The sequence below is a fragment of the Zunongwangia atlantica 22II14-10F7 genome (genome assembly GCF_002094855.1).
Taxonomy (GTDB): Bacteria; Bacteroidota; Bacteroidia; order Flavobacteriales; family Flavobacteriaceae; genus Zunongwangia; species Zunongwangia atlantica.
In genome coordinates this window covers 95,606-121,955 of the sequence record NZ_ARYN01000004.1, presented here as the reverse complement: position 1 = coordinate 121,955, position 26,350 = coordinate 95,606, and the positions used below count along the sequence as shown (strand labels likewise).

General features: G+C 35.8%; 19 protein-coding genes. 6 read left to right on the top strand and 13 right to left on the bottom strand.

From position 1 onward, the window contains the following. Positions 1 to 86 precede the first annotated feature (86 nt). Positions 87 to 902 carry a DUF4349 domain-containing protein gene (locus IIF7_RS05400; RefSeq protein ID WP_084840660.1) on the top strand — a complete coding sequence of 272 codons (816 nt, stop codon included), beginning with the start codon at positions 87 to 89 and terminating at the stop codon, positions 900 to 902. A 114-nt stretch (positions 903 to 1,016) separates the two neighbouring features. Here the strand turns inward: IIF7_RS05400 and IIF7_RS05395 are convergent, their stop codons facing one another. Then, complete coding sequence (locus IIF7_RS05395) at positions 1,017 to 3,938, bottom strand: FAD-binding and (Fe-S)-binding domain-containing protein (RefSeq protein WP_084840659.1); 2,922 nt, start codon at positions 3,936 to 3,938, stop codon at positions 1,017 to 1,019. Between the two features lie 137 nt (positions 3,939 to 4,075). Here IIF7_RS05395 and IIF7_RS05390 point away from each other — a divergent pair, with 137 nt between their 5' ends. Continuing rightward, positions 4,076 to 4,576, top strand: coding sequence for a hypothetical protein (locus IIF7_RS05390; RefSeq protein WP_084840658.1), 501 nt, complete (start codon positions 4,076 to 4,078; stop codon positions 4,574 to 4,576). A 35-nt stretch (positions 4,577 to 4,611) separates the two neighbouring features. Here IIF7_RS05390 and bshA read toward each other — a convergent pair whose 3' ends face one another. The 7 genes from bshA to IIF7_RS05355 all read right to left on the bottom strand — a co-directional run bounded on the left by bshA (position 4,612) and on the right by IIF7_RS05355 (position 13,660). Beyond that, positions 4,612 to 5,760, bottom strand: coding sequence for an N-acetyl-alpha-D-glucosaminyl L-malate synthase BshA (gene bshA / locus IIF7_RS05385; RefSeq protein WP_084840657.1), 1,149 nt, complete (start codon positions 5,758 to 5,760; stop codon positions 4,612 to 4,614). 60 nt (positions 5,761 to 5,820) lie between these two features. Continuing rightward, positions 5,821 to 8,757 (bottom strand): glycoside hydrolase family 3 N-terminal domain-containing protein, encoded by a 2,937-nt coding sequence (locus IIF7_RS05380; protein WP_084840799.1) that lies wholly within the window; start codon positions 8,755 to 8,757, stop codon positions 5,821 to 5,823. Between the two features lie 2 nt (positions 8,758 to 8,759). Then, positions 8,760 to 9,245 (bottom strand): ABC transporter ATPase, encoded by a 486-nt coding sequence (locus IIF7_RS05375; RefSeq protein WP_084840656.1) that lies wholly within the window; start codon positions 9,243 to 9,245, stop codon positions 8,760 to 8,762. A gap of 115 nt (positions 9,246 to 9,360) precedes the next feature. Next, a complete protein-coding gene (locus tag IIF7_RS05370) occupies positions 9,361 to 10,152 on the bottom strand; it encodes a (Fe-S)-binding protein (protein ID WP_084840655.1) in 792 nt (263 codons plus the stop codon). Between the two features lie 23 nt (positions 10,153 to 10,175). Then, positions 10,176 to 11,516 (bottom strand): (Fe-S)-binding protein, encoded by a 1,341-nt coding sequence (locus IIF7_RS05365; protein WP_084840654.1) that lies wholly within the window; start codon positions 11,514 to 11,516, stop codon positions 10,176 to 10,178. A 7-nt stretch (positions 11,517 to 11,523) separates the two neighbouring features. Next, a complete protein-coding gene (locus IIF7_RS05360; protein ID WP_084840653.1) occupies positions 11,524 to 12,474 on the bottom strand; it encodes an MlaD family protein in 951 nt (316 codons plus the stop codon). Positions 12,475 to 12,529: 55 nt separating this feature from the next. After that, entirely contained in the window at positions 12,530 to 13,660 is a 1,131-nt protein-coding gene (locus IIF7_RS05355) for an N-acetylmuramoyl-L-alanine amidase family protein (RefSeq protein ID WP_084840652.1), read from the bottom strand. Positions 13,661 to 13,796: 136 nt separating this feature from the next. On the opposite strand from IIF7_RS05355, the gene IIF7_RS05350 reads away from it, so the two are divergent. Next, a complete protein-coding gene (locus tag IIF7_RS05350) occupies positions 13,797 to 16,520 on the top strand; it encodes a putative LPS assembly protein LptD (RefSeq protein WP_084840651.1) in 2,724 nt (907 codons plus the stop codon). 16 nt (positions 16,521 to 16,536) lie between these two features. Then, the gene (locus tag IIF7_RS05345; RefSeq protein ID WP_084840650.1) at positions 16,537 to 16,923 is read left to right on the top strand and encodes a RidA family protein; all 387 of its coding nucleotides are present in this window, start codon (positions 16,537 to 16,539) and stop codon (positions 16,921 to 16,923) included. 95 nt (positions 16,924 to 17,018) lie between these two features. Here IIF7_RS05345 and IIF7_RS05340 read toward each other — a convergent pair whose 3' ends face one another. Both IIF7_RS05340 and mgrA read right to left on the bottom strand, forming a co-directional pair. Then, a complete protein-coding gene (locus tag IIF7_RS05340) occupies positions 17,019 to 17,483 on the bottom strand; it encodes an SRPBCC family protein (protein ID WP_084840649.1) in 465 nt (154 codons plus the stop codon). A gap of 110 nt (positions 17,484 to 17,593) precedes the next feature. Next, positions 17,594 to 18,592 (bottom strand): L-glyceraldehyde 3-phosphate reductase, encoded by a 999-nt coding sequence (gene mgrA / locus IIF7_RS05335; RefSeq protein WP_084840648.1) that lies wholly within the window; start codon positions 18,590 to 18,592, stop codon positions 17,594 to 17,596. A 195-nt stretch (positions 18,593 to 18,787) separates the two neighbouring features. On the opposite strand from mgrA, the gene IIF7_RS05330 reads away from it, so the two are divergent. Both IIF7_RS05330 and IIF7_RS05325 read left to right on the top strand, forming a co-directional pair. After that, entirely contained in the window at positions 18,788 to 19,675 is an 888-nt protein-coding gene (locus IIF7_RS05330; protein WP_084840647.1) for a phosphatase PAP2 family protein, read from the top strand. A 27-nt stretch (positions 19,676 to 19,702) separates the two neighbouring features. Further along, the gene (locus tag IIF7_RS05325) at positions 19,703 to 20,239 is read left to right on the top strand and encodes a 5' nucleotidase, NT5C type (RefSeq protein ID WP_084840646.1); all 537 of its coding nucleotides are present in this window, start codon (positions 19,703 to 19,705) and stop codon (positions 20,237 to 20,239) included. Positions 20,240 to 20,385: 146 nt separating this feature from the next. Here IIF7_RS05325 and IIF7_RS05320 read toward each other — a convergent pair whose 3' ends face one another. The 3 genes from IIF7_RS05320 to IIF7_RS05310 all read right to left on the bottom strand — a co-directional run bounded on the left by IIF7_RS05320 (position 20,386) and on the right by IIF7_RS05310 (position 26,266). Next, positions 20,386 to 20,751 (bottom strand): methylglyoxal synthase, encoded by a 366-nt coding sequence (locus IIF7_RS05320; RefSeq protein WP_084840645.1) that lies wholly within the window; start codon positions 20,749 to 20,751, stop codon positions 20,386 to 20,388. A gap of 10 nt (positions 20,752 to 20,761) precedes the next feature. Then, positions 20,762 to 21,748, bottom strand: coding sequence for a 6-phosphofructokinase (pfkA, locus tag IIF7_RS05315; protein WP_084840644.1), 987 nt, complete (start codon positions 21,746 to 21,748; stop codon positions 20,762 to 20,764). A 96-nt stretch (positions 21,749 to 21,844) separates the two neighbouring features. Continuing rightward, positions 21,845 to 26,266, bottom strand: a complete 4,422-nt coding sequence (locus tag IIF7_RS05310) for a translocation/assembly module TamB domain-containing protein (RefSeq protein WP_084840643.1) — start codon at positions 26,264 to 26,266, stop codon at positions 21,845 to 21,847. Between the last annotated feature and the right edge of the window lie 84 nt (positions 26,267 to 26,350).

Below are 26,350 nucleotides of genomic sequence, written 5' to 3'. Positions count from 1 at the left end.
AAAAAATTATACATCATTCAATATCATAACTATAAAATGTAACGTTTATAGATGTTATACAATACTGAAAATCTGAATTTTATAATATGAAAAAGCTTAGTATTATTATCCTGATGCTACTTTTTGCCGTTTCCTGTTATGATGACAGCAAGGACAATGTTTCTTTAACCGAGGAAATGGAAAGCAATGAAACCGCTGGCAATTTTGATCTTAAAAAACCCGAAAACCCTACAGATCGCCGAATAATTTGGAATGCAAACCTCGAATTTCAGGTTAAAAATGTCGATGAATCTACAAAAGACATTTCAAATTTATGTGCTAAATACGAGGCCTTTATATCTCGTATGAATCTAAGCAGCACCAACTACCAAATTTCTAATAATATTACAATTAGGGTAAATAATGAGAATTTCAATAAGCTCATTAACGATCTAAAAGGGACTTCCACCTTTATTAGAAGAGTAGAAATAAACTCGAACGATGTTACAGAAGAATTTATAGATATAGAATCACGCCTAAAAACCAAAAAAGAAGTTAGAGAGCGTTATATTGATATTCTTAGAAATCGATCTGGCGAAATAAAAGATGTGATCGCTGCAGAAGATGCGATTAGGAAAATTACCGAAGAAATTGAAGCCAAAGAAGGTAGATTACGTTATTTACAGGATAAAGTAAGCCAAAGCACCATTAATCTTGAAATTTATCAAAAAGTAGATTTTGAAAAAGAACCGGAAACTTTTGAAAAGGGATTTTTCACAAAAGCCAAAGAATCCTTAAAAACAGGCTGGAATATCATTACCGAAATATTCCTTTTATTACTTAGCATCTGGCCAATATTATTGATTTTAGCAGCCTTTTTATTATGGCGTAGAAAATGGAAGCAAAGAAAAAGCAACCAATAAACTATCTGATATCATCAGAGTGTTTTTAAAGACTCTGGTAATCCAAAACAATCTTGACGTAAAAACCTTGGCAAATAAATTTACCAGGGTTTTATGTTCAAATTATAAATTATTTCAGGCCTTTAGCGCATTTAGTAAAATACTAACAGGATGTTGTGCCTGGCGTTTTGTACCATCATAGATCTGGTGTCTACAACTGGTTCCATTCGCTGAAATTATGGTTTCTTCAGGAGCTTTTCTAACTGCTGGAAACAAAGTCTGCTCCCCTACCGCCATACTTACTTCATAATGCTCTTTTTCGTAACCAAAACTACCTGCCATTCCGCAGCAACCCGATGGAATGATCGTTACCTTATAATTTTCAGGTAGATTTAAAATATCAAAAGTCACCGCGGTATTCGATAATGCCTTTTGATGGCAATGCCCGTGGATTTTTATATTTTTCTCTTCGGAAGTAAACTGCTCTTTCTTGATATTCCCCAGAGCGATTTCTTTTTTCAGAAATTCTTCAATAATAAAGCTGTTTTTGGATAAATCTGAAGCCTTTTTTCTATCATCAGCTAAACGTAAATATTCATCTCTAAATGTAAGCACTGCTGAAGGTTCTAAACCAATTAGCGGAGCATCTTCAGAAACCAATTCACTAAATATAGCCACATTTTTATTGGCCATTTCTTTAGCTTCTTCTAAAAACCCTTTAGAAATATGCGCTCTACCGCTTTCTTCATGATCTACAAAGATCACTTTATAATTAAGCTTACTTAATAACTCCAAAGCATCGATACCAATTTCAGCATCTAGATAATTGGTAAATTCATCATTAAAAAAGTAGACAGATTTTATCGAATCTTGAGGTTCTAGTCGTGTTTTATTTTTTTCGTAATAGGCCTTTAAAGTGGTTTTGGATAATTGTGGCAGACTTCTCTGCGGGGCAACACCCATCACTTTTTTTGCCATTCCAGAGGTAAAGCTATTGGTAAACATAAAATTGGCTACACCAGGAATTTTAGAAGCCATTTTATTCATTTTGCCATTATTTGCAAAAGCTTTACTTCTAGTCGAAAAGCCATGTTCTTTCTGATATTGATATTGGAACTCTGCTTTTAAAGCAGCAACATCTACACTACTTGGGCATTCACTTTTACAGCCTTTACAGCTTAAACAAAGATCGTAAGCTTCCTTAATTTCTTTATGGCTAAACTTATTTTCTTTTTCTGAATTGGTTAAAAACTCCCGTAAAGTATTTGCTCTTGCTCTTGTGGTGTCTTTTTCATTTTTCGTAGCGCGATAGCTTGGGCACATCGTACCACCACTTTCAGGAGATTTTCTACAATCTCCGCTTCCATTACATTGCTCGGCCAAACGTAATATTCCCTGATTTTCGTCAAAATTCATCAAGGTTTTTATTTCTGGCTCAACTCGGTCTGGTTGATATCGCAATGAGGTATCCATTGCCGGAGCATCAATAATTTTCCCCGGATTAAAGATATTATTAGGATCAAATGCTGCTTTCACTTGTTTTAAAAGCGCATAATTTTTAGATCCTACCATCATTTCTACAAATTCGGCTCGAACACGGCCATCGCCATGTTCACCACTCATAGAACCATTGTATTTTTTCACCAATTTCGCCACATCTGTAGTGATCTTTCTAAAAAGCGCGACATCTTCGCTTTTCTTAAGATCCAAAATTGGTCGTAAATGAAGTTCTCCAGCACCAGCATGAGCATAATACACAGCATTTTGCTTGTACGATTTCATGATCTGGCTGAACTCATTAATATAATCTGCCAGCACAGGTAAAGCAACGGCAGTATCTTCTATACAGGCCACCGCTTTTTTATCACCAACGATATTTGCTAATAAACCTAATCCCGCTTTTCTTAATTCTGAAGCCATATTTATCTGCTCGCCATGCAGAATAGGGTTAGCGTAACTAATTCCATTATCTTCAAGAGTCTGCAATAACGCCTGAGTTTTCTTCTGAAGTTCGTCTGCCGTATTTGCTCTTACTTCTAACATTAAAATAGCCTCAGGATCCTCTTCAATAAAGAATCTGTTTTCGCGATATTTTATGTTTTGCTTGGTACAATCCAAAATGGTTTTATCCATCATTTCGCAGGTAAATAATGAATGTTCCATTGTAGATGCTACATCCTGTAAACAATCTTCGATACTGCGATAATGTGAAGCAATCATGGCTGCTTCAGGTGGTTGTAGATCATCTAATTGTAAAGTTAGCTCTGTTGTAAAAGCTAAAGTTCCTTCACTTCCGGCCAAAAGATGACAAATATTGATCAGCTCTTCTGAATCTTCAGAAAAAACATCAGAATAAATTAATTCATCTATCGCATAGCCTGTATTACGGCGATGTAATTCTCGTGGAGGAAATTCTTTGATGATCTCCTTTTTATTTTCTTCAGAAGAAAGGATCTCAAAAATGTTTCTGTAAATATCTCCCTCTAAATTCTCTAATTTCAGCTTTTCCTGAAATTCTTTTTTAGTGATCGCTTTAAATTCAGCTTCACTTCCATCGCTAAGAATCGTCTTTAAGGAAACTGTTTTTTCGCGAGTCGTTCCGTATTTTATAGACGTGGTTCCACTACTGTTGTTTCCTACCATTCCGCCAACCATACAACGATTAGAGGTCGAGGTATTAGGGCCAAAGAAAAGACCATGTCCCTTCAGCATTCGGTTTAGATCGTCACGAATCACCCCGGGTTGCAAGGTCACCGTTTTATTTTGAGTATCTACACTTAAAATTTTTGTGAAATGTTTAGAGACGTCTACTACAATACCGGTACCAACACACTGCCCAGCCAAAGAAGTTCCGGCTGTTCTTGGTATTAATGAGGTGTTATTCTCTTTTGCAAAAAGAATAAGTTCTTTTATATCCTTAATATTCTTTGGGTAACAAACTGCTAAAGGTAATTCTCTATAAACCGATGCATCTGTCGCATAGATCGAACGCCATAATTTATCATCGAATAACTGGCCGTCTAGTCGCGCTGCTAATTGCTGAAGATTCTTTTCCATACAGCCTTTAAAAGTACACAAAATAGCTTAAACAGCTTAACAGATTTTTAAAGATAATTAACAATAGATTGGCGTGCAGAAGCTTTTTGGAATTATTTCAAAAACTAAATTTGCTTTTAAATCAATAAAATTAAAATATGAAGAAGTTTTTAGTAATGGCAATGGTAGCCCTAGGTTCAGCATTTTTTACGAACGGAAATGCACAGGAAATCGCTGATAACGCTTTAGGACTTAGAATTGGTGGAAATGATGGATTTGGACCAGAAATTTCATATCAAAGAGCCGTAGGTAGTAACAATAACAGATTAGAATTCGATTTAGGTTGGAGAAACCACAAACACTATGATGTCGTAAAACTTGTAGGTTTATACCAATGGGTTTGGAATATCGAAGGTGGTTTTAACTGGTTTGTTGGTGCTGGTGCTGGTATTGCTAATCTAGACGACGATCGTTTTGAGCCTTATTATAATGATGGTGCTTATATTCTATTAGCGGGTGATATAGGGGTTGAATATAATTTTGATATTCCTTTAGTGTTATCCCTGGATCTAAGACCAGAATTAGGCTTTCACAATGATTACGGAGCAATAGACGATTTTTCACCAGATTTTGCAATTGGATTAAGATATCAATTCTAAAATCAGCTGAAAATTTATATAAAAAAAGTGGAAAGTTAACTTTCCACTTTTTTTATGCTTTTTTCTAAAAGCTCGGTATACAAATCTTCGTACATCGGGACGATTTGGTTTATATCAAATTGCTCTGCAACCTTACGAGCATTTTGTTTAAAAGTTTGAAGCGTATGATTGTCGCTTAATATCGAAAGTGCCCTTTTTGCCATTCCTTTTACATCTCCAACATCACATAAATATCCTGAAACACCTTGCTCATTAACTTCTGGAAGTCCGCCTGTGTTTGTAGAGATCACTGGCACTCCATTAATCATTGCTTCCAGGGCTGCCAAACCAAAACTTTCACGTTTAGAGGTTAATAAAAATAAGTCTGAAAAACATAGAATCTTATCTATCTCGTGGCTTTGCCCTAAGAACATCACTTTATCCTGAATACCCAACTCATCGACAAGATCTTCAGCTTTTTCTTTTTCAGGTCCTTCTCCTACCATCATTAAACGGCATTTTATTTTCTTCTGAATTTCATAGAAAACCTTAACCGTATCCTGAATTCTTTTTACTTTTCTGAAGTTACTAATATGGGTAATAATCTTTTCGTCTCCCTCGGCCATCATTTCTCGCTGGCAATCTTTAAAACCTTTTTGCTGATATTTGGAAACATCTATAAAATTAGGAATAACCTTAATATCATTTTTAATTTCAAAAAGATCTAAGGTGTCCTGCTTTAAACTTTCAGAAACCGAAGTCACCATATCGCTGGCATTAATGCTAAAAGTTACTGCTGGTTTATAAAAAGGATGATTTCCTACCAAAGTGATATCTGTACCATGCAAAGTAGTAACCATTGGAATATGAATTCCCTGCTCTTCTAACATCTTTTTAGCCATATAACCGGCATAGGCATGCGGAATGGCATAATGCACATGAAGAACTTCTATATCATGCAATTTCACCATATTAACCAGTTTACTACTTAAAGCTAGCTCGTATGGTTGGTAATGAAAAAGAGGATATTTAGGAACATGAACTTCGTGAAATTTCACATTACTGGAAAGCTGATCTAATCTTACCGGCTGTTTATAGGTAATAAAATGAATTTCGTGACCTCTCCTGGAAAGCGCTAGCCCAAGTTCTGTAGCTACTACTCCACTTCCACCAAAGGTGGGATAACAAACAATTGCTATTCTCATTAATGCGTTTTTAAAACCGGCGATAACCGATTCAATTTAATCATTTTCAGGCAGTTTTCCTTAATAATCGATAGCATCGTAAATTAGCTGCTGTATTTTTGTTCTAATATCTTCGTAAATCAGCTTTCTATTTGTAGAATCTGGATATACTCTATTTGATAAAAAGATATACACTAATTCTTCTTCGGGATCTGCCCAGGCAAAGGTTCCGGTAAATCCGCTATGTCCAAAACTACTTTTAGAAGCGCAGGAACATGCCGGGCCGCTGCCTTTTATTTGGGGTTTGTCGAAACCTACACCACGCCTTACATTTTCTTCACAATAATAGCAGGTATTAAATTTTTCAATCGTAGCAGGATTTAAAAATTTTTCATTTCCGTAGGAACCTCCCTGTAAATAGGCCTGCATTATTTTTGCAACATCGTTAGCATTACTAAATAATCCTGCATGGCCACCAATACCTCCTTGCATAGCCGCTCCCTGATCGTGAACATAACCATGAACTAACTGCCCACGCCATAACTTATCATTTTCAGTCGGCACAATTTCATCTACAGGAAACCTGGTAAGTGGTAAATAGCCCGTAAAATTTGCTCCTAAAGATTTATAAAATCGATCCTGAGTTAAACTATTTAAGTTGGTTTTATAATAACCTTCCAAATAATATTTCAGAATATAAAATGGCAGGTCGCTATACTTATACTCTTTTCTTCGGTTTAGATCACTTTCAGCAATGATATTTATAATGGTGTCCTGCATATCTTCTCTAATAAACATATGCTCGGCCACCTGCGTGTTAAAACGCTCGTCTGCAGCTTCGTGATAATAAAGTTTAGAAGGACTTTTAGTTACGGCATCAATCGTAGGAACATAAAAAGGAATCCAGGCTTTTAAACGTGCATAATGCATTAACATGTCCTGCAGACTTATATTCTCTTTATTGGTTCCTTTAAAAACAGGCATCATTTCGCCCAATTTCGTATCAAAACTAATAACACCTTCCTCTACCTGCTCCATCACCAATGGAAGCGTGGCTAAAATTTTGGTAAGCGAGGCTAAATCGTAAACCGAAGTATCACTAACCGGTTTTATATGCTCGTAAGTATGAAATCCAAAGTTTTTATTATAAATCACCTTGCCTTTTCTTGCTACCAAAACCTGCGCACCCGGAGTCATTTTTTTAGCAATGGCATAATTAACGATAGAATCTATTTTCTTCAGTTTAAAAGAATTCATTCCCACCGTTTCTGGCCCGCCATAACTTAAACGCTCTATAGCTTTGGTATCGTAACCCGTACCTTCAGGAAATTCTAAGCCTGTACTCACCGGTAATTTTCCTCTTGCCGGTATAGCTCCAAAAATAACCTGAGCGGCTTTTCGCTGTGCTACATCACTGTTTTGATAGGCTACCAAAACACTTTGAATATTTGTAGTACTACGTATATCTAAAAGTGAATATGGGCTGGTAAAGACCGATAAAAGCGTGTTGTTTTCTTTAGAAATTTCATGTAACCATAATAGGTCTTTACTACTAAATCGATACGATTTCCAAGGATTGTCGTTACTTTTATGAAAACCAACAATTACATAATTGTAATCTTTAAGTTTGTATAAAAGGTCGGGTAATTTTTCTGCGGAAATATGATCTACTTTTGCATATTTCTTTAATTGCTGAAGAAAGGCTGTACCATCATCATCACCCAGTTCTACATAAGCGATTTTTTGATCTTCCAGGTTTTTAACGGGTACCATTCCTTTATTATTTCTTATTAAAGTCATGGCATTTTCCATCAATTGCTCGTATAAAGCATCGTCGCGAACACTATTTAACTCTTCAAATAGAAATCGCTCGGCCACAGGTTTGTAATGATGTAAACCTGCTTTATACTTTGCTTTCAGAATCTTTTTTACTGAATGCGCCAAACGATCTTCAGTAATTTCACCTGAAAGATAAGCCGACTTCAATTTATCTATCGATTTTGGAACATCTTCAGAAATTAATAGGATATCATTTCCTGCTCTAAAGGCCGCCAGATCGATTTCGCCAGGCTCATCGTAATTAGATGCGCCACGCATATTTAAGGCATCAGTAAAAATTAGTCCTTTAAATTGTAGATTTTCACGTAACATTTCTGTTACAACTTTTTTAGAAAGTGATGTTGGCCTGCCTTCCTGGGTACCTAAAGCAGGAACATTTAAATGCGCCACCATCACACTGCTAAGGCTATCTTTAATAAGCTCTCTGTAAGGATATAACTCTACACCTTCTATACGTTCTTTAGGGAAATTTACTGATGGTAAAGTTTTATGTGAATCCTGATCTGTATCGCCGTGTCCCGGGAAATGTTTGGCACTCGATAAAATTCCCTCACGGTGCATCCCTCGCATAAAAGCAAGTGCTTTTTCAGTAACATTTATTTTATTCTCTCCAAAAGAGCGATTCCCGATAATTGGGTTAAGCGGATTGGTATTAATATCTACTACCGGAGCAAAATTAATATGAATTCCCAATCGCTTGGTATGCCTGGAAATTGCCGCACCGGCTTCTTCAATTAATTTATTATTCTGAATCGCACCCAGCGTCATGTTCCATGGAAGCGCAAAAGTAGAATCCAAGCGCATTGCCAAACCCCATTCGGCATCCATTCCCACCAAAAGAGGTGTTTTACTTAATTCCTGAAATTCGTTGGTAATTTTGGCTTCTCTCCCCGGACCACCTTTCGAGAAAATCACACCACCAATATGATTTTCTGAAATTAAGTCTTTTACTTTTTGAATTCCAGCTTCACTCCCGTTAGAAAACACATCGACCATAAAAAGCTGGCCTAATTTCTCTTCTAAAGAAAAACCGGAATAAACACTATCTACCCATTTTTTTTGAGCTAAACTATCCTTAGTTACTAATGGATCTGGAGTAGTTTGCTTTTGTGCAGCTGCACTAAAAATAAATAGAAATAAAAATGTTGGTAAGAATAACCTAAAACTGGCTCTTAACATCATTAGCTCATAAATCTCTTGTGCCAACTATCTGATGCAGGAACTTCCCAATCTGAAAGATATTCAGCTTTGTTATTTACAAGATTATTAAAGACGATTGTTTTAGACGAAACCGACTTATTTTTAGCTAATTTTCTAAAATCTGCTAAAGGTTTATAAGCTACAAATTCACCTTGTTTAAAAGAAACGTTCATCTTGTCTAAAAGATCAACATTATATTCTTTTTCAAGCGTTTGAATAAAGTGAACTGAAGCATCTATTGAACATCCTGAAGCTGCATTAACTTCCTGATCTAAACCTATAGTGATAAACCTTTTATATTTTATCTCATAACCCGCCTGAAGATTGGCACCATGTACCGTCCATTGGGTTAAAAATTCATCTAATTTTTGTTTAATTTCAACTAGTTCTTCATCTGTAAAAGAACGATTTGATTGATAAATCCACACTCGTGAATTATCTGGTAAGGATTCAAAAGGTACTAACATATTGTGGTGGTAATTTTATTATTTAAAGCTTATTTGCATAAAATATAGTCGCAAAAAAACTGCCAAATTTCATACAAAATCAGCTTTAACGGATTTTATTTTTTAAATATCTGAATTAAAGATCCTTGGCGTTAGCGATCATTTCGGCGACATCCATTACAGCTACACTATCTTCCTTTTCTTTACTTTTAACACCATCTGTCATCATCGTGTTACAAAAAGGGCAGCCTGCAGCAATAACTTCTGGTTTTGTTTCCATAGCCTGCTCCGTTCGGGCAACATTTACATCTTTATTACCAGGCTCTGGCTCTTTAAACATTTGTGCGCCACCTGCACCGCAACATAATCCATTGCTTTTGCATTTGCGCATTTCGATAAGCTCTACTTCCAGTTTCTTAAGAAGATCACGAGGCGCTTCGTATTCACCATTAGCTCTTCCTAAATAACAAGGATCGTGAAAAGTGATACGCTTACCTTTAAATTTTCCACCTTCAACTTTTAATCTTCCTTCATTCAGCAAAGATTTTAAAAATTGAGTGTGGTGCATTACCTGGTAATTCCCGCCCAAAGAAGGATACTCGTTTTTAATGGTATTAAAACAGTGAGGGCATGCCGTAACTACTTTTTCGATCTCGTAGCCATTTAAAACTTCGATATTCATTGCAGCTTGCATTTGGAATGTAAACTCATTCCCGGCACGTTTTGCAGGATCTCCAGTACAACTTTCCTCTGTACCCAAAACTGCAAAATCTACTCCTGCTTCATTTAAAAGCTTTACAAAAGCCTTGGTTATTTTTTTGGCACGATCGTCAAAACTTCCTGCACAGCCAACCCAAAACAGCACTTCAGGCTTTTTACCTTCAGCCATATATTCTGCCATGGTTGGTACTTTAATCGCTTCTGCCATAGTCTAAAATTCTATAATTTCAATTAATTTTCTTCTGCCCAGTTTAATCGATCCATTTGATTATAAGGCCAGGGAGCACCATTATTTTCAATATTAGTTAACGAAACTGCTAACTCATTAGGAGCGGCGCTTTGCTCCATAACCAAGTATCTACGCATATCTAAAATAATAGAAAGCGGATCGATACCTACCGGGCAGGCTTCTACACAGGCATTACAGGTTGTACATGCCCAAAGCTCTTCCCTTAAAATATAGTCATCTAGCAATTGCTTGCCATCATCTTCAAATTTGCCGTTTTTATTGATATTTTCTCCTACCTCTTCAAGACGATCCCTGGTATCCATCATGATCTTACGTGGAGATAATTTCTTACCGGTTTGATTAGCAGGACACTCGGCCGTACAACGTCCACACTCGGTACAGGTATAAGAATTCAATAACTGAACCTGGTTAAGATCCATCACATCTGAAGCTCCAAATTTTTCTGGTTCTCCTTCTTCTTCCCCTTCAGCTGGTGCAGCAAAAGGATCGGCATTAGGATCCATCATTAGTGCTACTTCATTTTTAACAGCTTCAAGATTATCCATCTCTCCCTTTGGCTTCAACTTAGAAAAATACACATTAGGAAAAGCTAAAAGAATATGTAAGTGTTTTGAATAATATAAGTAATTCAGGAAAAATAAAATTCCGAGGATATGCAACCACCAGGTTGCTCTTTCGATAATAATCAAAGTACTGTTGGATATACCTTCAAAAAGCGGCGCAATAAACTGACTTATAGGAAAACCACCTATAATTCCGCCTTCATGCGCATAATGTGCAGCACCGTTAAGCTGAAGCTGATAATCTGCCGCATTCATTACTAAGAAAAGCGTCATTAATACCATTTCAAAATAAAGAATATAGTTGGCATCGTTTTTAGGCCAGCCTTTTAATTCTCTACATAAAAACCGATAAATATTAAGTACGTTTCTTCGAATCCAGAAAATGATAACCCCCACAAAAACCAATAAAGCTAAAACTTCAAAAATTCCTATAAGCGCATTGTAAAATCCGCCCATAAAAGAAAGTACACGATGTGTCCCAAAAAGGCCATCGATAATAATTTCCAGGACTTCAATATTTATAATTACAAAGCCTAAATAAACAATTACATGAAGAAATCCTGAAACAGGTTTTCTAACCATTTTACTTTGGCCAAAGGCTATTCTTAAGGTTTTAGACCAACGCTCTGATGGATTATCTGATCGATCTATGGCTTTCCCTAATTTTATATTTCTAAGCATCCTTTTGATATTCCTTACAAAAAAAGAAACACCAAAAACAAGGGCAATTAGAAATACAATTTGTGCTACGATTTGCATACCGCTACTATTTTAAAGAATCCTTAGGCTCTTCGTAAGGCCCAGGATTTTTCCCGAAAACAGAGAAATGAACATATCGTTTCGGGTTTAATTTTATATCCTGAAGTAATTCTTCCAGTTGTTTTGTAGCGCGATCTAAATTATTGTAAACTTTATCATCATTAAGCAGTTTTCCTGCCGTACCTTCACCATTGTTAAGATTATCTGCAATCCCTCTAAAATCGGCTACTACAGTTTCAAGATCATCTGTGATCTGGCCAAGATTAATGGCTTTTAAAGAATCTGAAACTGTTTTAAAATTACCAGACATTTCGTTAAGGTTAGTAAACGTCTGATTTAAATTATTAGCATTTCCTTCTACAATACCTTCTAAAGCTATACTGGTTCCTTTTAGAGAACGCATAGTTTGATTTAAATTTTTAAAGGTATTATTGATATTATAAGTAGTGCTATCGTTTAATAGCTCGTTTATTGAAGTTAATAAAGAATCTGCACTAACTACTGTTCGCTCTAATTTTTCCTGAAGTGGCGTAAGCCTTTCGTTAACCAGCTCCATAATCCCTTCTTCAACATTACTTGGTAAGGTATCACCAGATTTTGCCATTAAACCTTCCTCATATTCTGGGATAATAGCTAAAGATTTACCACCTATAATTCCACCGCCATAAACTTTAGCCATACTGTTTTTAGAGAATTTAAAATCTTTCTCTACAGTAAAAGTGACTAAAAGTTGTCCCTGCTCGTTTAGGAAATTAATATCTGTAACCTGGCCTACTTTAAGACCATTTATAGTAACCGCAGATGATGGAGATAATCCTTCAACCTCGTCGTAAACAGCATAAAAGGTTCGACTGGAATCCAGTAAATTCTTGCCCTTTAAAAAACTATAACCAAAAATTAATAGTACAATAGCTATAATGGCAAGTATAGCGGTTTTAACCTCATTAGAAATCTTCAAAAGCTAGTAATTTTATATATGCAAACAAATTTAGGGATAAATATAGGAAAGTCCTTTAATTGAGATTAGTTTTTAACGCCTCATTAACTGTAATCTTTTCCCCATTTTTAAAGGCTACAATGTAACTATTAGGATAACCTTTGCTAACTGCTTTTTGATGAATCTTCTGAATATCAAGATAACTGGAAGTCTCTCCAAGGTAATATTTGTAAAGTTTGCCCTCTTTTTTTCTGAAGACATTACTTAAGCCCTTAAAATTGTAAGATTTGGTATCTAATTTTTTTGAACCTGCCGCCAACTGTACGCTAAAAATTATCCCTTCATAATAATCTGCCGGTTGCCCATCGATACTCACACCAGATTCTGAGGTTGGTACTTTAGGCTGAGACTGACTAATACTTTCTATAGCCGAAAGGTTAATTTGTTCACCGTATCCTAGAATACCATCTACAATCGCACTGGCCATTTTATTTTGGCCAGAACCACTATTTAAAAAAGCACCTTCGCTGTTATTGGTTAAAAAACCAACTTCCACCAAAACGCTTGGCATATAAGTTTGGTGCAGTACAATTAATGCTCCTTCTTTTACGCCTCTATTTTTACGTTGTAAATCATTGGTGAATTTCTTCTGAATAAGATCTGCTAAAAGAATACTTTGATTTAAATATTCTTCCTGCATTAGGGTCATCCCTATAAAAGACTCGGGAGAATTAGGATCAAAACCATTATACGTGACCTTATAATCTTCCTCCATATAAATAACCGAGTTCTCTCGCTTGGCAACTTCAAAATTAGTCTCATTTCTGTTTAGCCCCAAAACAAAAGTTTCAGTTCCCGATGCCTGTGAACTATGCGAGTTACAATGTACAGAAACAAAAAGATCTGCTTCTGCATCGTTTGCAATCTGCCCACGCTCCATTAAAGGAATAAACACATCTGTACTACGGGTATAAACCACTTTTATCCCTCTACTCTCAAGCTCCTTCCCTACTTTTAAAACTATACTTAAGGCGATATCCTTTTCCTTATATCCATTCCCCATATTACCAGGATCTTTCCCTCCATGGCCGGCATCTAATACCACCACAAAAGGATCTGTAGGCATAGGTTTTTCAGCAGCAAAAAATTGCTGATTACAAACTAAAAAAAAAGATAATACTAAAAGATGAAGTACGTTCGTTCTCATAATTAAGTAACGCTAATTCTTGGGTGAATATTTTAATTACTATTTTCGCGCAATCACAAAAGTTAGCTAAAAAAATATATGTAATTTTGGAAACTCAAAAAGTAAGCCATTCTTTACAAAAATAGTACTTAAAGCATTGCAAACAAATATACCTAATATACTTTTTTGCTGTATTTTTCTATTGTTCTCCAGTGCCTTTTTACAAGCTCAGGAACTACAACAAAATCAAAGTATTAGAATAGAAGCTAAAAAAGATTCACTGGTTATGGTGAGTACGTTGCCATTAGCCCAATTGGTAAGAACGCAGGATAGTATTCTTGGCCTTTTTGAAAGAGACACCTTAAAACAGCCCCGCCAAAATCGCATGATTACAGATGTTGTGAAGTACAAAGCAACAGATTATATGCGCTTAAGCAACCGGAAGAAAAAAATGTATCTCTATAACGAAGCTCAGGTTATTTATCAGGATATGACCATCGATGCTGGTTATATAATTATTGATAACGAGCGGAATGAAGTTTACGCCTACGGAATTACAGATTCTACAGGCGCATACATACAAACCCCGGTTTTTACGCAAGGTGGTAAAACAGTAGAACCCGATTCTATTCGATTTAATTTTGATAGCGAACGTGCGCTTGTTTATAATTCCAGAACTCAGGAAGCTTCTTTTAATGTAAAAGGACAGGTAACTAAGCGCGAGAATGATTCGGTTTACTTTATGAAAAATGTGCGTTTTACAACTTCTGAAGATGTAGACGATCCTGATTATTATTTCTACGCTCGAAAGATTAAGTTTGTTCCAGACAAGAAGATTGTCTCTGGATTGGTAAATATGTATATCGCAGATATTCCAACACCGCTTGGTTTACCTTTTGGATATTTCCCACTTACCGAGGAGCGTACTTCTGGTTTTATAATCCCTTCTTTTGGAGATAGCCAACAGGGTTATTTTCTGCAAAATGGTGGATATTATTTCGCATTAAGTGATTATGCCGATCTTTTGGCAGTTGGTGACTATTATACTAATGGTAGTTATGCGATGCGCCTGGAATCTAGTTATACCAAACGATACAAATTTAGAGGGAATTTTAGTTTTAGGTACGAGAGACAATATAACAGCGAAAGAGGTTTTCCAGACTTTTCAGAAAGCTCTGTTTATAATATTAGATGGTCACATAGCCAGGATGCAAAAGCAAGCCCATCTTCACGATTCTCGGCCTCGGTAAACCTGGGAAGTAGCAATTACTACCAACAATCTGTAAATCAAAGTAATACAGCTAACTTTTTGAATAACACGCTAAGTTCTTCAGTCTCTTACAGTAAAACATTTGAGAGTACACCTGGTGTAAACTTCAGTCTTACAGCAACACACAGCCAAAATACCAATACCGGAGAAATTAATATGACACTTCCTACCTTACAGGCAAGTGTAGACAGGATTTATCCCTTTGCACCAAAAGGCGGTTCTAAAAAAGGAATTATTCAAAATATAAACCTTCAGTATAACTTAAGAGCTGAAAACAGGTTTAATACCACAGATTCACTTTTCTTTCAGCCAGAAATGTTTGCTGACGCTGTGATGGGTGCACAACATAGTATTCCGCTTGCTACCAACTTTAAAATCCTAAAATATTTTAGTGTTAGTGCTAGTACCAATTTTGAAGAAAACTGGGTATTTAAAACTTTTGAAAGATCTTTTGATCAGGCCAGCAATGCCGTGGTTATAGATACCATAAATGGTTTTGATTCTTATCGTACTTATAATTTTAACGCCAGTATAGGAACCACCTTATATGGACGTAAAGATTTTAGTAAAGACAGTAAAATCCAGGCAATACGGCATGTGATGCGACCTTCTATAAGTTATGGAATAAATCCTGCCTTCGATCAATATTACGATACTTACGAGCGTACATCGCTAACCGATGGTTTAACCGAGCTTGTTGAATATTCCCGTTTTACAGGAAGTTTATATGGTGCACCAAACCAAAATTATTCAAGCTCTATTGGTTTAAGCATTAGTAACACCTTAGAGGCAAAAGTACGGGATAAGGACAGTACGGCAACCGAGCCAAAAAAGATTAAATTATTAAACAATTTTAGCTTAAGTACCTCTTATAACCTGGCTGCAGATTCTTTAAAGCTTGCACCAATTTCTGTACGTGGTGGTATTCCAATTGTTCAAAATAAACTAGACATTAATTTTACCGGTAACCTGGATCCTTATGCTTTAAACAACAGAAACCAGCGAATCGATAAACTAAATATTGCCAATGGTGGTAGTTTATTTAGGCTTACCAATGCTAATGTAAGTTTTGGCTATTCATTTTCTAGCAAAGATTTTTCTGATAAAGACGATGAAAATGAAGATGAAATAGATAATGAATCTAAACGAAATGGTGGTCGCCCCGATGATCTCTTCGGAAAAAACACCGATTTAGATGGCAATCTTTATGAGGACGAAGATCCTTTTGAAGGCAAAGAGGATAATGAAAACAAAAAATGGTACAACTATAAAATTCCGTGGGATATACGCTTATCTTATACCATGACATATAGCAACCAGCAACGCCAAAGTGAAATTACATCTCACTCCATCATGTTTTCTGGAGATGTAGAATTATCACCAAAATGGGCCGTTGGTGCTTCATCTGGATTCGATTTAAGAGAACGTGGTTTTACCTATACTCAGCTTCGTTTTCAAAGAGATTTAGATAGTTGGCGTATGAGTTTTAGCTGGGTGCCTTTTAGTGCACGTAGATCATGGAATTTCTTTATTGGGATAAAAGCTTCGATGCTTAGCGATATTAAGTATGAAGCCAGAAGACAACCAACAAGAGCCATTGGAAGAAATTAAACCAAATACCTAAATTATGAATAAAGAAATTATTAAAACAGACAAAGCCCCTGCTCCTATTGGGCCATATAATCAAGCTGTAAAAACCGGAAATATGGTTTTTATTTCAGGCCAAATTGCCATTAATCCTGCAACTGGAGAATTAGAAACTGGCGATCTTGAAACCGAGACCAAACTTGTAATGGAAAACTTAAAAGCTATTCTTGCTGAAGCTAAATGTACTTTTGAAAACGTAATTAAAACATCGATTTTTATTAGCGACATGAATAACTTTGGTAAGATTAACGAAATCTACGGCACTTATTTTCAGGCTGAAACTGCTCCCGCAAGAGAAACTGTAGAAGTTGCCAATCTTCCAAAATTTGTAAATGTAGAAATTAGCGCGATTGCAGTGATCGACTAAATTTATAAGGAATAAAATTACTTCTTAAATTATATAAAATCGGCTATACGTAATTCCCAGTTTTAGTAATTATGTATAGCCGATATTAGTTATTCTCAACCCTTTTTTTCTGTGATTTCTTTCAGTTTATTTAGTGCCTTATCCCAGGTATTATCAAAATAATCCAGATATTCTTCTGCTGCATCTGTCTCTACCATTACCGTTGTTTTGTTATCATTTTCAATGAAAGAATAATTTTCTAGTCCGCCTGCCCATTTTTCAACCTCTGCACCTTCAGTTATCTCGTTTTCACCATCCAAAATACCATAATGTCGAATAGACACGAAGCGAAAAGGTATATTTTCAGAAATTTCAGAAACCATTCCGCCGCGTTTTCCATTTTCGTCTACCCCAACAAAATAGATTTTTGATCCTTTTTCCCAACTTCCTTCATAAGTAGAAGTTGGATTAAATTCCGCCGTCCATTGTTGGTAAGTTTCGATATTTTCAAGCCCTAACATTGTTTTATAAACTTTTTCTGCCGGTGCATTAATCAGTTTTTGATATTGTAGCTTTTTCATAATGCTTGTTTTGGTTGAAAATCACGTCGATTTTTATATAATTTCACCTCCAATATACTCCAAAATCAACTAAAAAACCTCGAATCGATATTCGAGGTTTTTCACTATAATTATTTTTGAAGAATATTTTCAATCTTCTCTAATTCTGCCGAAGAAAATTCTAAATTATCTAAAGCTGCAATATTATCTTCCAACTGCTTTACTTTACTTACTCCTACTAACACTGAAGTTACTCTTTTGTCTTTTAATAACCAGGCAACAGCCATTTGTGCTAAAGTTTGATCTCTATTCGCTGCAATTTCATTTAGTTGTTGCACCTGCGCTACTACTTCAGGCGTAATTTGATTTTTTTGAAGATGACCACTTTCTAAAGCTGCACGAGAGTTTTCAGGAATTCCATGTAGATATTTATCGGTTAAAATTCCCTGCTGCAAGGGTGAAAATACAATACTACCAACGCCTACTTTTTCAAGCGTATCTAAAAGCTTGTCTTCTTCAACCCAACGATCTATCATATTGTATCGTGGCTGATGAATTAAAAAAGGTGTTCCCATCTCTTTAAGAATGGCTGCTGCTTTCGCTGTTCTATCTGATGGATAATTAGAAACACCAACGTATAACGCCTTACCGCTACGTACTATTTGATCTAAAGCGCCCATTGTTTCTTCTAGCGGCGTATCTGGATCTGGACGATGATGATAAAAAACATCTACATAATCCAATCCCATTCTTTGCAAAGATTGATCTAAGCTTGCGATTAAATATTTTCTTGAACCAAAATTCCCATACGGCCCAGGCCACATATCGTATCCCGCTTTAGACGAAATAATAAGTTCGTCTCGATATTGTTTAAAATCTTCGGCAAAAATTTTCCCAAAGTTTTTTTCAGCCGTTCCGTAGGGCGGACCATAATTATTGGCCAGATCAAAATGCGTGATTCCGCTATCAAAAGCTGTTCTTAAAATAGCTCTGGATTTTTCAAAATCGTCTACATCCCCAAAGTTATGCCACAAACCCAAAGAAATCATTGGTAAGTTAATTCCGCTTTTACCGCAGCGGCGATATTTCATTTTATGATATCGATCTTCTTTTGCCTCGTATTTTGCCATTTAGTTCTTTATTTGTTAAGCAATCTAGTAATTTTTATGAATTTAACAGGTTTCAAGCTTAGATTTAACCCTTAATATTTCCTATTAAGTTCCATAGAAAGCCGAATAATTTCAGCTTTACTGCAATGCAAATTTTTAGTTAATCCTAAGTTTATTTTATGTAAAACCTATTTCTTTGCAAAAAAATTTAAACGCATGAAATTGAAAAGCTTTACTCTAAAGCTCCTCGTTCACAGCTTAGTCTTTCTTTTTACTGTAAATAGTATAAACGCTCAGGAAGGAACTCCTATTTTTAATCCTGAATTTAATAATCCAGATGCTACAACCTGGGAAACCTTAAAAGGTGATGCCGAGTTAATGTTTGGCGGATTAAAATATACCTATTCTAGACCCTTTCAATGGGAAGATGATGATATAGGATTATTTCTTGGAGTTGCTATTGGGGCTACAGGACTAAACTTAATGGATCAGGAAGCTTATGAATTTTTTCGTCGCCAGGAAGAGCATGTGCCCGGTGTAATTCAGGAATTTGGCTGGTATTTTGGTAGCCCACAAAACAATTATGGGGTTACCGGAGCGATTTATTTAACCGGACTATTAACAAAAAATCCAAAAATTAGAAGAACAGGTATATTAATGATTTCTGCAGCCAGCGCCGCAGGTTTAATACAAACAGTTTCTAAAAATATTGCAGGTAGAGCAAGACCAGGTGATGGTAGAAATAGATTATCTTTTAAACCTTTTTCTAAAGAAGGCACCTATCACTCTTTCCCTTCTGGGCACACGATATTGTCTTTTACCACTTTTTACGCCTTAAGTAAACAGTTTGAAAGTCCCTGGGTTAAAGCTGGTTTATACCTTGGCGGACTTGTTTCTCCTGTCTCCAGATTATGGCGCGGTGCTCACTGGTTAACCGATGTTGCATTAAGTATGGCCCTTACTATTGCTGTTGTAGATTCTGTAGATAAATATCTGGATCAACAAACGCTATTGCGTAAAAATCCAGAGCTTAGAAAAGAAACAAAAATTAGCTGGCGCCTTCAAATGGGAGCCGGTACAATTGGTGTTGTGGGAAGTTTCTAGCTTTCGTACATTGCCAAAAAAATTTGAATGAAAAAAGAATCCATTGCTATCGATATGGATGGCGTTATGGCAGATGTAGAAACACATTTTCTTAATCGGTTTAATAAAGAATATCAGGATACATTAACATACGAAGATTTAAAAGGTAAATCTGAATCTAAAGCATTTCCTGTAAAAGGTATTATTAAAAAATATGCTAATACACCTGGCTTTTTTGAGACTGTTCCGGTAATGGATGGAGCGATTGAAGCTATTAAAAAATTACAGGAAAGATACGATGTTTATGTGGTATCTGCCGCAATGGAATTCCCTAGTAGTTTAATTGAAAAAAGAAACTGGTTACAGCTGCATTTCCCTTTTATAGACTGGCGAAATATTGTATTATGCGGAAATAAACACATCATCAATACCAATTATATGATTGATGATCATCCTAAAAATTTAGATCCGTTTAAAGGTGAAACGCTACTGTTTGAAGCTTTTCATAATGTGCGTGTAAAAAATCATTCTAGAGCAAAAAACTGGGGCGATGTTCTCGCATTTTTTGATATCTCTACAGAATAATACTTGCCATAATAAAGTAACAGTGCACTACCTCGAGGCATTCGTTGGAAACAAATTTTTAATTTCGAGGCAAGCCTTTAGGTATTATATAATTTAGCCGTACCAATAAAAAAGCTCATAGTAGAAACTATGAGCTTTTTTTATTTTTAAAATGCCTCTATTAATAGTTTGGCTGTCGCCGGATTTGTTGCCAGCGGAATGTTATGCACGTCACACAATCTCATAAGCATAAAGATATCTGGTTCGTGCGGATGCTTATCCATGGGGTCTCTAAAAAAAACCACCATATTCACCTTACCTTCTACTAATCGGCTTGCAATTTGAGCATCACCACCAAGCGGACCTGATAATAATTTTTCAACGTCAAATCCTGCAGTTTCAGCCTTGCTTCCCGTTGTTCCGGTAGATATTAATTTTATTTCTTTCGATTCTAAAACACTACGGTATTCGTTTAAGAACTGTACCATTTCAGCTTTCTTACCATTATGGGCAATTATCGCGATAGTCTTCATTCAATAAATATTAGGTAGAAAGAATTTCAGAAATTCTTAGTAAGTCTTTGTTAATATTTGGCTTTTCGTGAATTACATTATCTAAAGGACAGGTGATGATATCATCATCTTTTAGCCCCACCATTACATTCTTTTGCCCGTCTAATAATAATTCTACCGCTTTAACAGACATTCTACTGGCAAGTACGCGATCAAAACACGACGGAGTCCCACCTCGCTGAATATGCCCCAATACCGTTACTTTAGCATCGTAATATGGTAAATTCTGGGTAACATAATCTGCTAATTGAAATACATTTTTACCAATTTTATCTCCTTCAGAAACAATAACGATACTAGAACTTTTTCCAGATCTTCTACTTTTCTCTAAAGAATCTAATAATCGATCTAAACCTAAATCTTCTTCAGGAATTAAAATTTCTTCAGCTCCTGCTCCAATACCGGTATTTAAAGCGATAAAACCGGCATCACGCCCCATAACTTCAATAAAGAATAATCTATCGTGCGAGCTCGCCGTATCTCTAATTTTATCAATAGCTTCTACTACTGTATTTAAAGCAGTATCATAGCCAATTGTATGTGAAGTTCCGTAAATATCGTTATCTATAGTTCCAGGTACACCAATAACCGGAATATCGTATTCATGACTAAAAATTTGTCCTCCAGCAAAAGTTCCATCACCACCAATAAGTACTAAAGCATCTATTTCTTCATTTTTTAATACTTCGTAAGCTTTTGCTCTTCCTTCTTTTGTTCTAAATTCTTTAGAGCGGGCAGTTTTTAAAAACGTACCACCTCTATTTATTATATTTCGTACACTACGAGCATCAAGTTCCTCAAAATTCCCATTGATTAATCCGTTATATCCGTTATAAAATCCATAACAGCTAATGTGATAATAAGAGCATGCCCTTACAACAGCTCGAATAGCAGCATTCATTCCTGGAGCATCTCCTCCCGAAGTTATCACCCCAATTCGTTTAATTTTTTTACTCATAGGTATTCAAAATTTGAATTGTAAAATTACGAAGTATAGCTGAAAATAGTAAGCTAAACGGTGATTAAATTAGCTTTAAATGCTAATTTTTTAACATCATTCTATCTCTCCATCTTCCTCGGGGAAATTAATATAATCGGGGGCTAAAGAATTTTTTGACTCTATCTTCTCTTGCTTAGGCTGTTGCGTATTTTCAACCTCTAATTCTTTATTGGTTATTTTCCTTATTAACTCTTTAAAAGTATCAAAATCTACCGAGTAAGAAAGTCCCACTCCTTGTGTAAACCCTATTTCTTCACCTATAAACTGAATATTATTCTCACGGTTAAAAACGGTAGCTCGTAAAGATCCATCTTCATTTAATAGAAAATCGATCTCCAAATCTCCAACAATTACAGATTCGGTTGTCCCGCCAATTGGTACACCAACCTGCCCGTTAATTAACACTCGCTCACTAATCTGCGTACTTAATGTTAAACCAAATCTGTCTACCGTTTGTTGATCTGGCGTACGATCTCCCTGAACATAATTTACCCCTACCTGAAACTTACCATCTTCATCTGCAAAAATATCATTTACAATGCTTGAAGCTCTTTCTGCCAAAGTTCCGGTAATGGCGGTTTGTCGTAAACCAAATTCGCTATAAAAGGCATTTTGAGTCACTAAAAATAAAGCCTGAAGTTCTCGGCTTGCCCTATCATCCATTCGATATTCTAATTCAGATCTTACTACAGAGCTTGCCGTTGGAAACTGAATATCAAAATTGATCTCTGGCTGAATTACCTGTCCCTGTAAATTAATAACCACATCTACCGGAATTTTACGATTTATAGACGGGTTTTCTAATAATACCGCAGGATTGGCATTTAAAGAATAAACCGCGCTAACATCTAATTCTGCCCGTAATGGATTCCCGTCCCAGTTTATACTTCCACCAGATCTTACGTTAAAGACTTTTTGTACCAGTCCGGCGTATTTAAAATTATAAACACCTTCGTAAACAATAAAATCTCCCCACATATTAAATTTACCGTTGGTATTAATCTCTAACAGTAAATTCCCAGCACCACGGCCTCTTAAAGTACTTCCGCTGGTTTGATCGATCACCACTTCTACTTCAGCATCTCTGGTAACATCTAAATCGAATACCAGTTCTATTCCTTTCACTTCAGGGATTTCAATTTCTTCACCGGCTGCGCGGGCGGCTTTTTCTTCGGGAGTTAAAAAGTGGATATAAGAATTATCTCCTACAGATTCTTCATCACTAAGTGGAATCTTAAAAATAGTACCTTCTTCGGTCGTAGCGTTAACCTCGATCACTAATTGATCTGTTGGCCCTTCAATCGTAGCATCACCACTAATAAAAGCTGTTCCGTAGTAAAGCGCATCTTCTTCGGCTTCAGTATCTAAAACCAGTAACCGATCTGTGGTAATTCCCAGATCTAAAAACCATTCGGTAAAATTTTCGTGAGAAATACTACCGTCTAAAACGCCTCGTGTTTTATATTTTGTATCCTGAATATCTACATTATCAAATACAAATCGTTGCTGCGTTAAATTAACCTGAGCCTGATTTAATAAATCGAGATCTACATTTAGATAAGGAATCGTTAAACCTGCATTATTAAGCCTTAGACTACCACCAAAATCTGGATTTTTATAATCCCCGGTTAGGGTTGCAGATCCTGATGCATATCCCCTAATATTACTCAGTACTTCACCTCCTAAGGGACTAAATGCTGCCATATTTAGCTTTTGAAGATCGATATTTAAATCGATCGTTGGCTGGTCTCCTTCTACATTAATATCGCCAATAGCCAATAGTGATTCTACTTCTTCTTTCTGAAGACTGGCATTTACAGTGTAATTGGTTAAATTTTCGTTCCCAGAAACATCTAATTTCATGTTTCCTAAAAGAATTTTATTAATCTTCAATGAATCGATAAGCATCGAAGTGTTGGGATAATACGCTCCTTTTTCCTGAAGCACGTCTAACTTCCCATTTAACCTTCCGCCAATATCAAGACTATCAATTTCTGGAGTAATTTTATAGAGATCTACATTACTAAATTCCATATTCAAATCTTTGTACGTAGAATCTCTTACTACTCCGCTTAAGCGAATTTCTTCGCTACCGTGATTCATCACCAGCGAATCTATCGTGATATCCCTAAAGCTATTTTCGAATACAAACTTGTTGTTCTTATTCCGATTTTGGTTAATGTACCAGGTATTTTCTTTAAAAGTAAGATCACTTCGCTGAATTCCTACTACCGACTGATTTTCTTTATTAATCGTGTGGAATAAATTCAGGTTAAAAACATCACGATCGTATTTTCCTCCTTTAAATTCAGATCGAATAAATAGGGTGTCTCTTTGCGTTACGTTTATAAAACTGAATTCTGAAAAATTATAAGTACCTGTTGCAACACTGTCTGCTTCAAAGTAAGTGTTATAAATCGGATTGGTGTTATCTACCTGAAGATTTACTTCCTGAAACATATTATTAAAAAGATCGATTCTTGGTGATCTAAAGTTCAATTTAAATTCAGATTCATCAGATTCTACACGACCTCTTAAAAATGTATTAGGCGATAAAGTTAAGTCGGGATAAAAAACTTCGACGATCTTGTTATAGATATCAAAATCGAACTCCATGTATTGATTATTCGTAATCACATTAGGTTCGTAATTCGTATAAATCGAACCAATAGAATTTTGAAATAAAGCCTGAAGTTCAGACAGGTTAAAACGGCCTTTCATTTGCCCGCTTATCACATCTGGACTATTTACTTCAATGGTTCGAACGTTACCCGCAAAACTCGATTTAATACTAAAATCATCAAAACGATAAAGATCCATAGGATTTTCGTAAGATGTATTCAGCAATAAAATTTCACCAACCGCATCATCGATACTTGTTCCTTCCATATTCATAATCACATCTCCCTTAAAAATAGAGATCGTATCGCGATTAATAATATTCATTTTATAAAGATCTGCATAGGCAACAGAAGATTCGAAATCGTAATTATTAATTTCTGAAGATAGATCGGCAAGACCATTAAATTCCATTCTTAGATTAGGATCATTAATTGCCAGGTTACCGTTAAAAACTGGCGCTCGCATATTCCCTATTACCCGAATGTTGCTGTAATTATAACCTTTAAAGCCTAACTTTGAAATTTGCCCACGCAACTGCGTATTTAGATTATCTGCCGTAAAACCAGTTCCTTTTATATCTAAATTGAAAGAAGTTTTCCCTACCTGTTTGTTTTTTAATAACCTACCAATATTAAAATCCTTCACCTTTAGGTTTCCAGAATATCCTGCATTATCTCCGTCATTTAAATTAATAAAATCAAGATCTGCTGTGGCACTACCCAATTGCGAACTAAGATCGATATCCATGGCTACAGAAGAGCTGGTAATTCTAGTATTTCCTATGACTCTTACGCTTCCAAAACTGCTTAATTCCTGCGGAAGTTTACCTTGTAGAATCCCCGGTAAAAAATTAACCAGATCGTAATAATTAGAAGAAAAGTTTCTTAAAGTCCCGCTAAGCTCGAAATCTTCGGCAACACCGGTAAATGCTCCTTTTAGATTTAGATCGCCATAAACAGCACTTCTATCTAATCCAAATAGCTGAAGATCATTTAGCTGAAGATCATTTAAGGTTCCATTTAGGTTTGTGGTAAGATTCAGCATTTCATCTTCACCAAAAGCATCATAAAAAACCTGAAGATCTGTTGAAGAAACCTGAGATTCGTTAAAATTGGCATTAATTTTTACTTTATTGAAAAAATCACCAAAATCACCTTCTTCGTAATCAAAATCTATGTTTGCGTAAATTTCAGAATGATCTGTAATAATCTCCAAATCGTCCAGGCGCATATCGGTAGGATTATACAAAAAGTTCGTGCTAAGACGGTTAATTTGCATTCCGCGGCGATCGTGCGCTCTAATCAAATTAATAACTGCTCTAATCTCTGAGCCTTCAACCGTAAAATCATCTGCATTGATGCCTAATTTGTCAAATTTGATGATTTCAGGGTATTTATTATTCTCATCTATAAAACTATACTTACCATCCAACACCTGTAGATTAGAAACACTTAAGGTGAAAGGCTTGCTGCTAGACGTAGTATCTGAACTCAGTTTGCTTATAAAAACACCCATATTATCCAAATCTTCCCCTTCGTAGCGACGCATACGCATTTTAAATTGCTGCAAAGTGGTTTTACCTAGATTAGGCGAATTATTAATAAGATTTCCAATGCTTAAAAGCGAAGTTCTTAGCTCTTTGGTATAAATTAAAGTATCCTGGTGGTGATCTTCGATAAAAATCTCATTGATTTGAACATCACCAAAATAGCTTAAAGATACACGCCCAATTTCTATATTTACATCGTTCTTTTCTCGTAATGTTTTGGTAAGTTTTTCAGCTAAGGAAGTTTGTACCGCGGGGATAGAAAAAACAACGAGTAGCAGGATAAACAATAAAAGCAATCCTACCAATGTTCTAGTTAATATTTTCCAGAATTTTTTGATATGCTTTTATGTTTTAACTTTGTATCCTATTTAACTAATTATGCCCAATAA

Coding starts and splice junctions, on each gene's coding strand:
- IIF7_RS05375 (WP_084840656.1), bottom strand. CDS start 9,245: ATGTTAGTACCTTTTGAATCCTTACCAGATAATTCACGAGTGTGGATT.
- IIF7_RS05370 (WP_084840655.1), bottom strand. CDS start 10,152: ATGGCAGAAGCGATTAAAGTACCAACCATGGCAGAATATATGGCTGAA.
- bshA (WP_084840657.1), bottom strand. CDS start 5,760: ATGAGAATAGCAATTGTTTGTTATCCCACCTTTGGTGGAAGTGGAGTA.
- IIF7_RS05390 (WP_084840658.1), top strand. CDS start 4,076: ATGAAGAAGTTTTTAGTAATGGCAATGGTAGCCCTAGGTTCAGCATTT.
- IIF7_RS05325 (WP_084840646.1), top strand. CDS start 19,703: ATGAAAAAAGAATCCATTGCTATCGATATGGATGGCGTTATGGCAGAT.
- IIF7_RS05355 (WP_084840652.1), bottom strand. CDS start 13,660: ATGAGAACGAACGTACTTCATCTTTTAGTATTATCTTTTTTTTTAGTT.
- IIF7_RS05380 (WP_084840799.1), bottom strand. CDS start 8,757: ATGTTAAGAGCCAGTTTTAGGTTATTCTTACCAACATTTTTATTTCTA.
- IIF7_RS05400 (WP_084840660.1), top strand. CDS start 87: ATGAAAAAGCTTAGTATTATTATCCTGATGCTACTTTTTGCCGTTTCC.
- IIF7_RS05330 (WP_084840647.1), top strand. CDS start 18,788: ATGAAATTGAAAAGCTTTACTCTAAAGCTCCTCGTTCACAGCTTAGTC.
- mgrA (WP_084840648.1), bottom strand. CDS start 18,592: ATGGCAAAATACGAGGCAAAAGAAGATCGATATCATAAAATGAAATAT.
- IIF7_RS05365 (WP_084840654.1), bottom strand. CDS start 11,516: ATGCAAATCGTAGCACAAATTGTATTTCTAATTGCCCTTGTTTTTGGT.
- IIF7_RS05345 (WP_084840650.1), top strand. CDS start 16,537: ATGAATAAAGAAATTATTAAAACAGACAAAGCCCCTGCTCCTATTGGG.
- IIF7_RS05340 (WP_084840649.1), bottom strand. CDS start 17,483: ATGAAAAAGCTACAATATCAAAAACTGATTAATGCACCGGCAGAAAAA.
- IIF7_RS05395 (WP_084840659.1), bottom strand. CDS start 3,938: ATGGAAAAGAATCTTCAGCAATTAGCAGCGCGACTAGACGGCCAGTTA.
- IIF7_RS05320 (WP_084840645.1), bottom strand. CDS start 20,751: ATGAAGACTATCGCGATAATTGCCCATAATGGTAAGAAAGCTGAAATG.
- pfkA (WP_084840644.1), bottom strand. CDS start 21,748: ATGAGTAAAAAAATTAAACGAATTGGGGTGATAACTTCGGGAGGAGAT.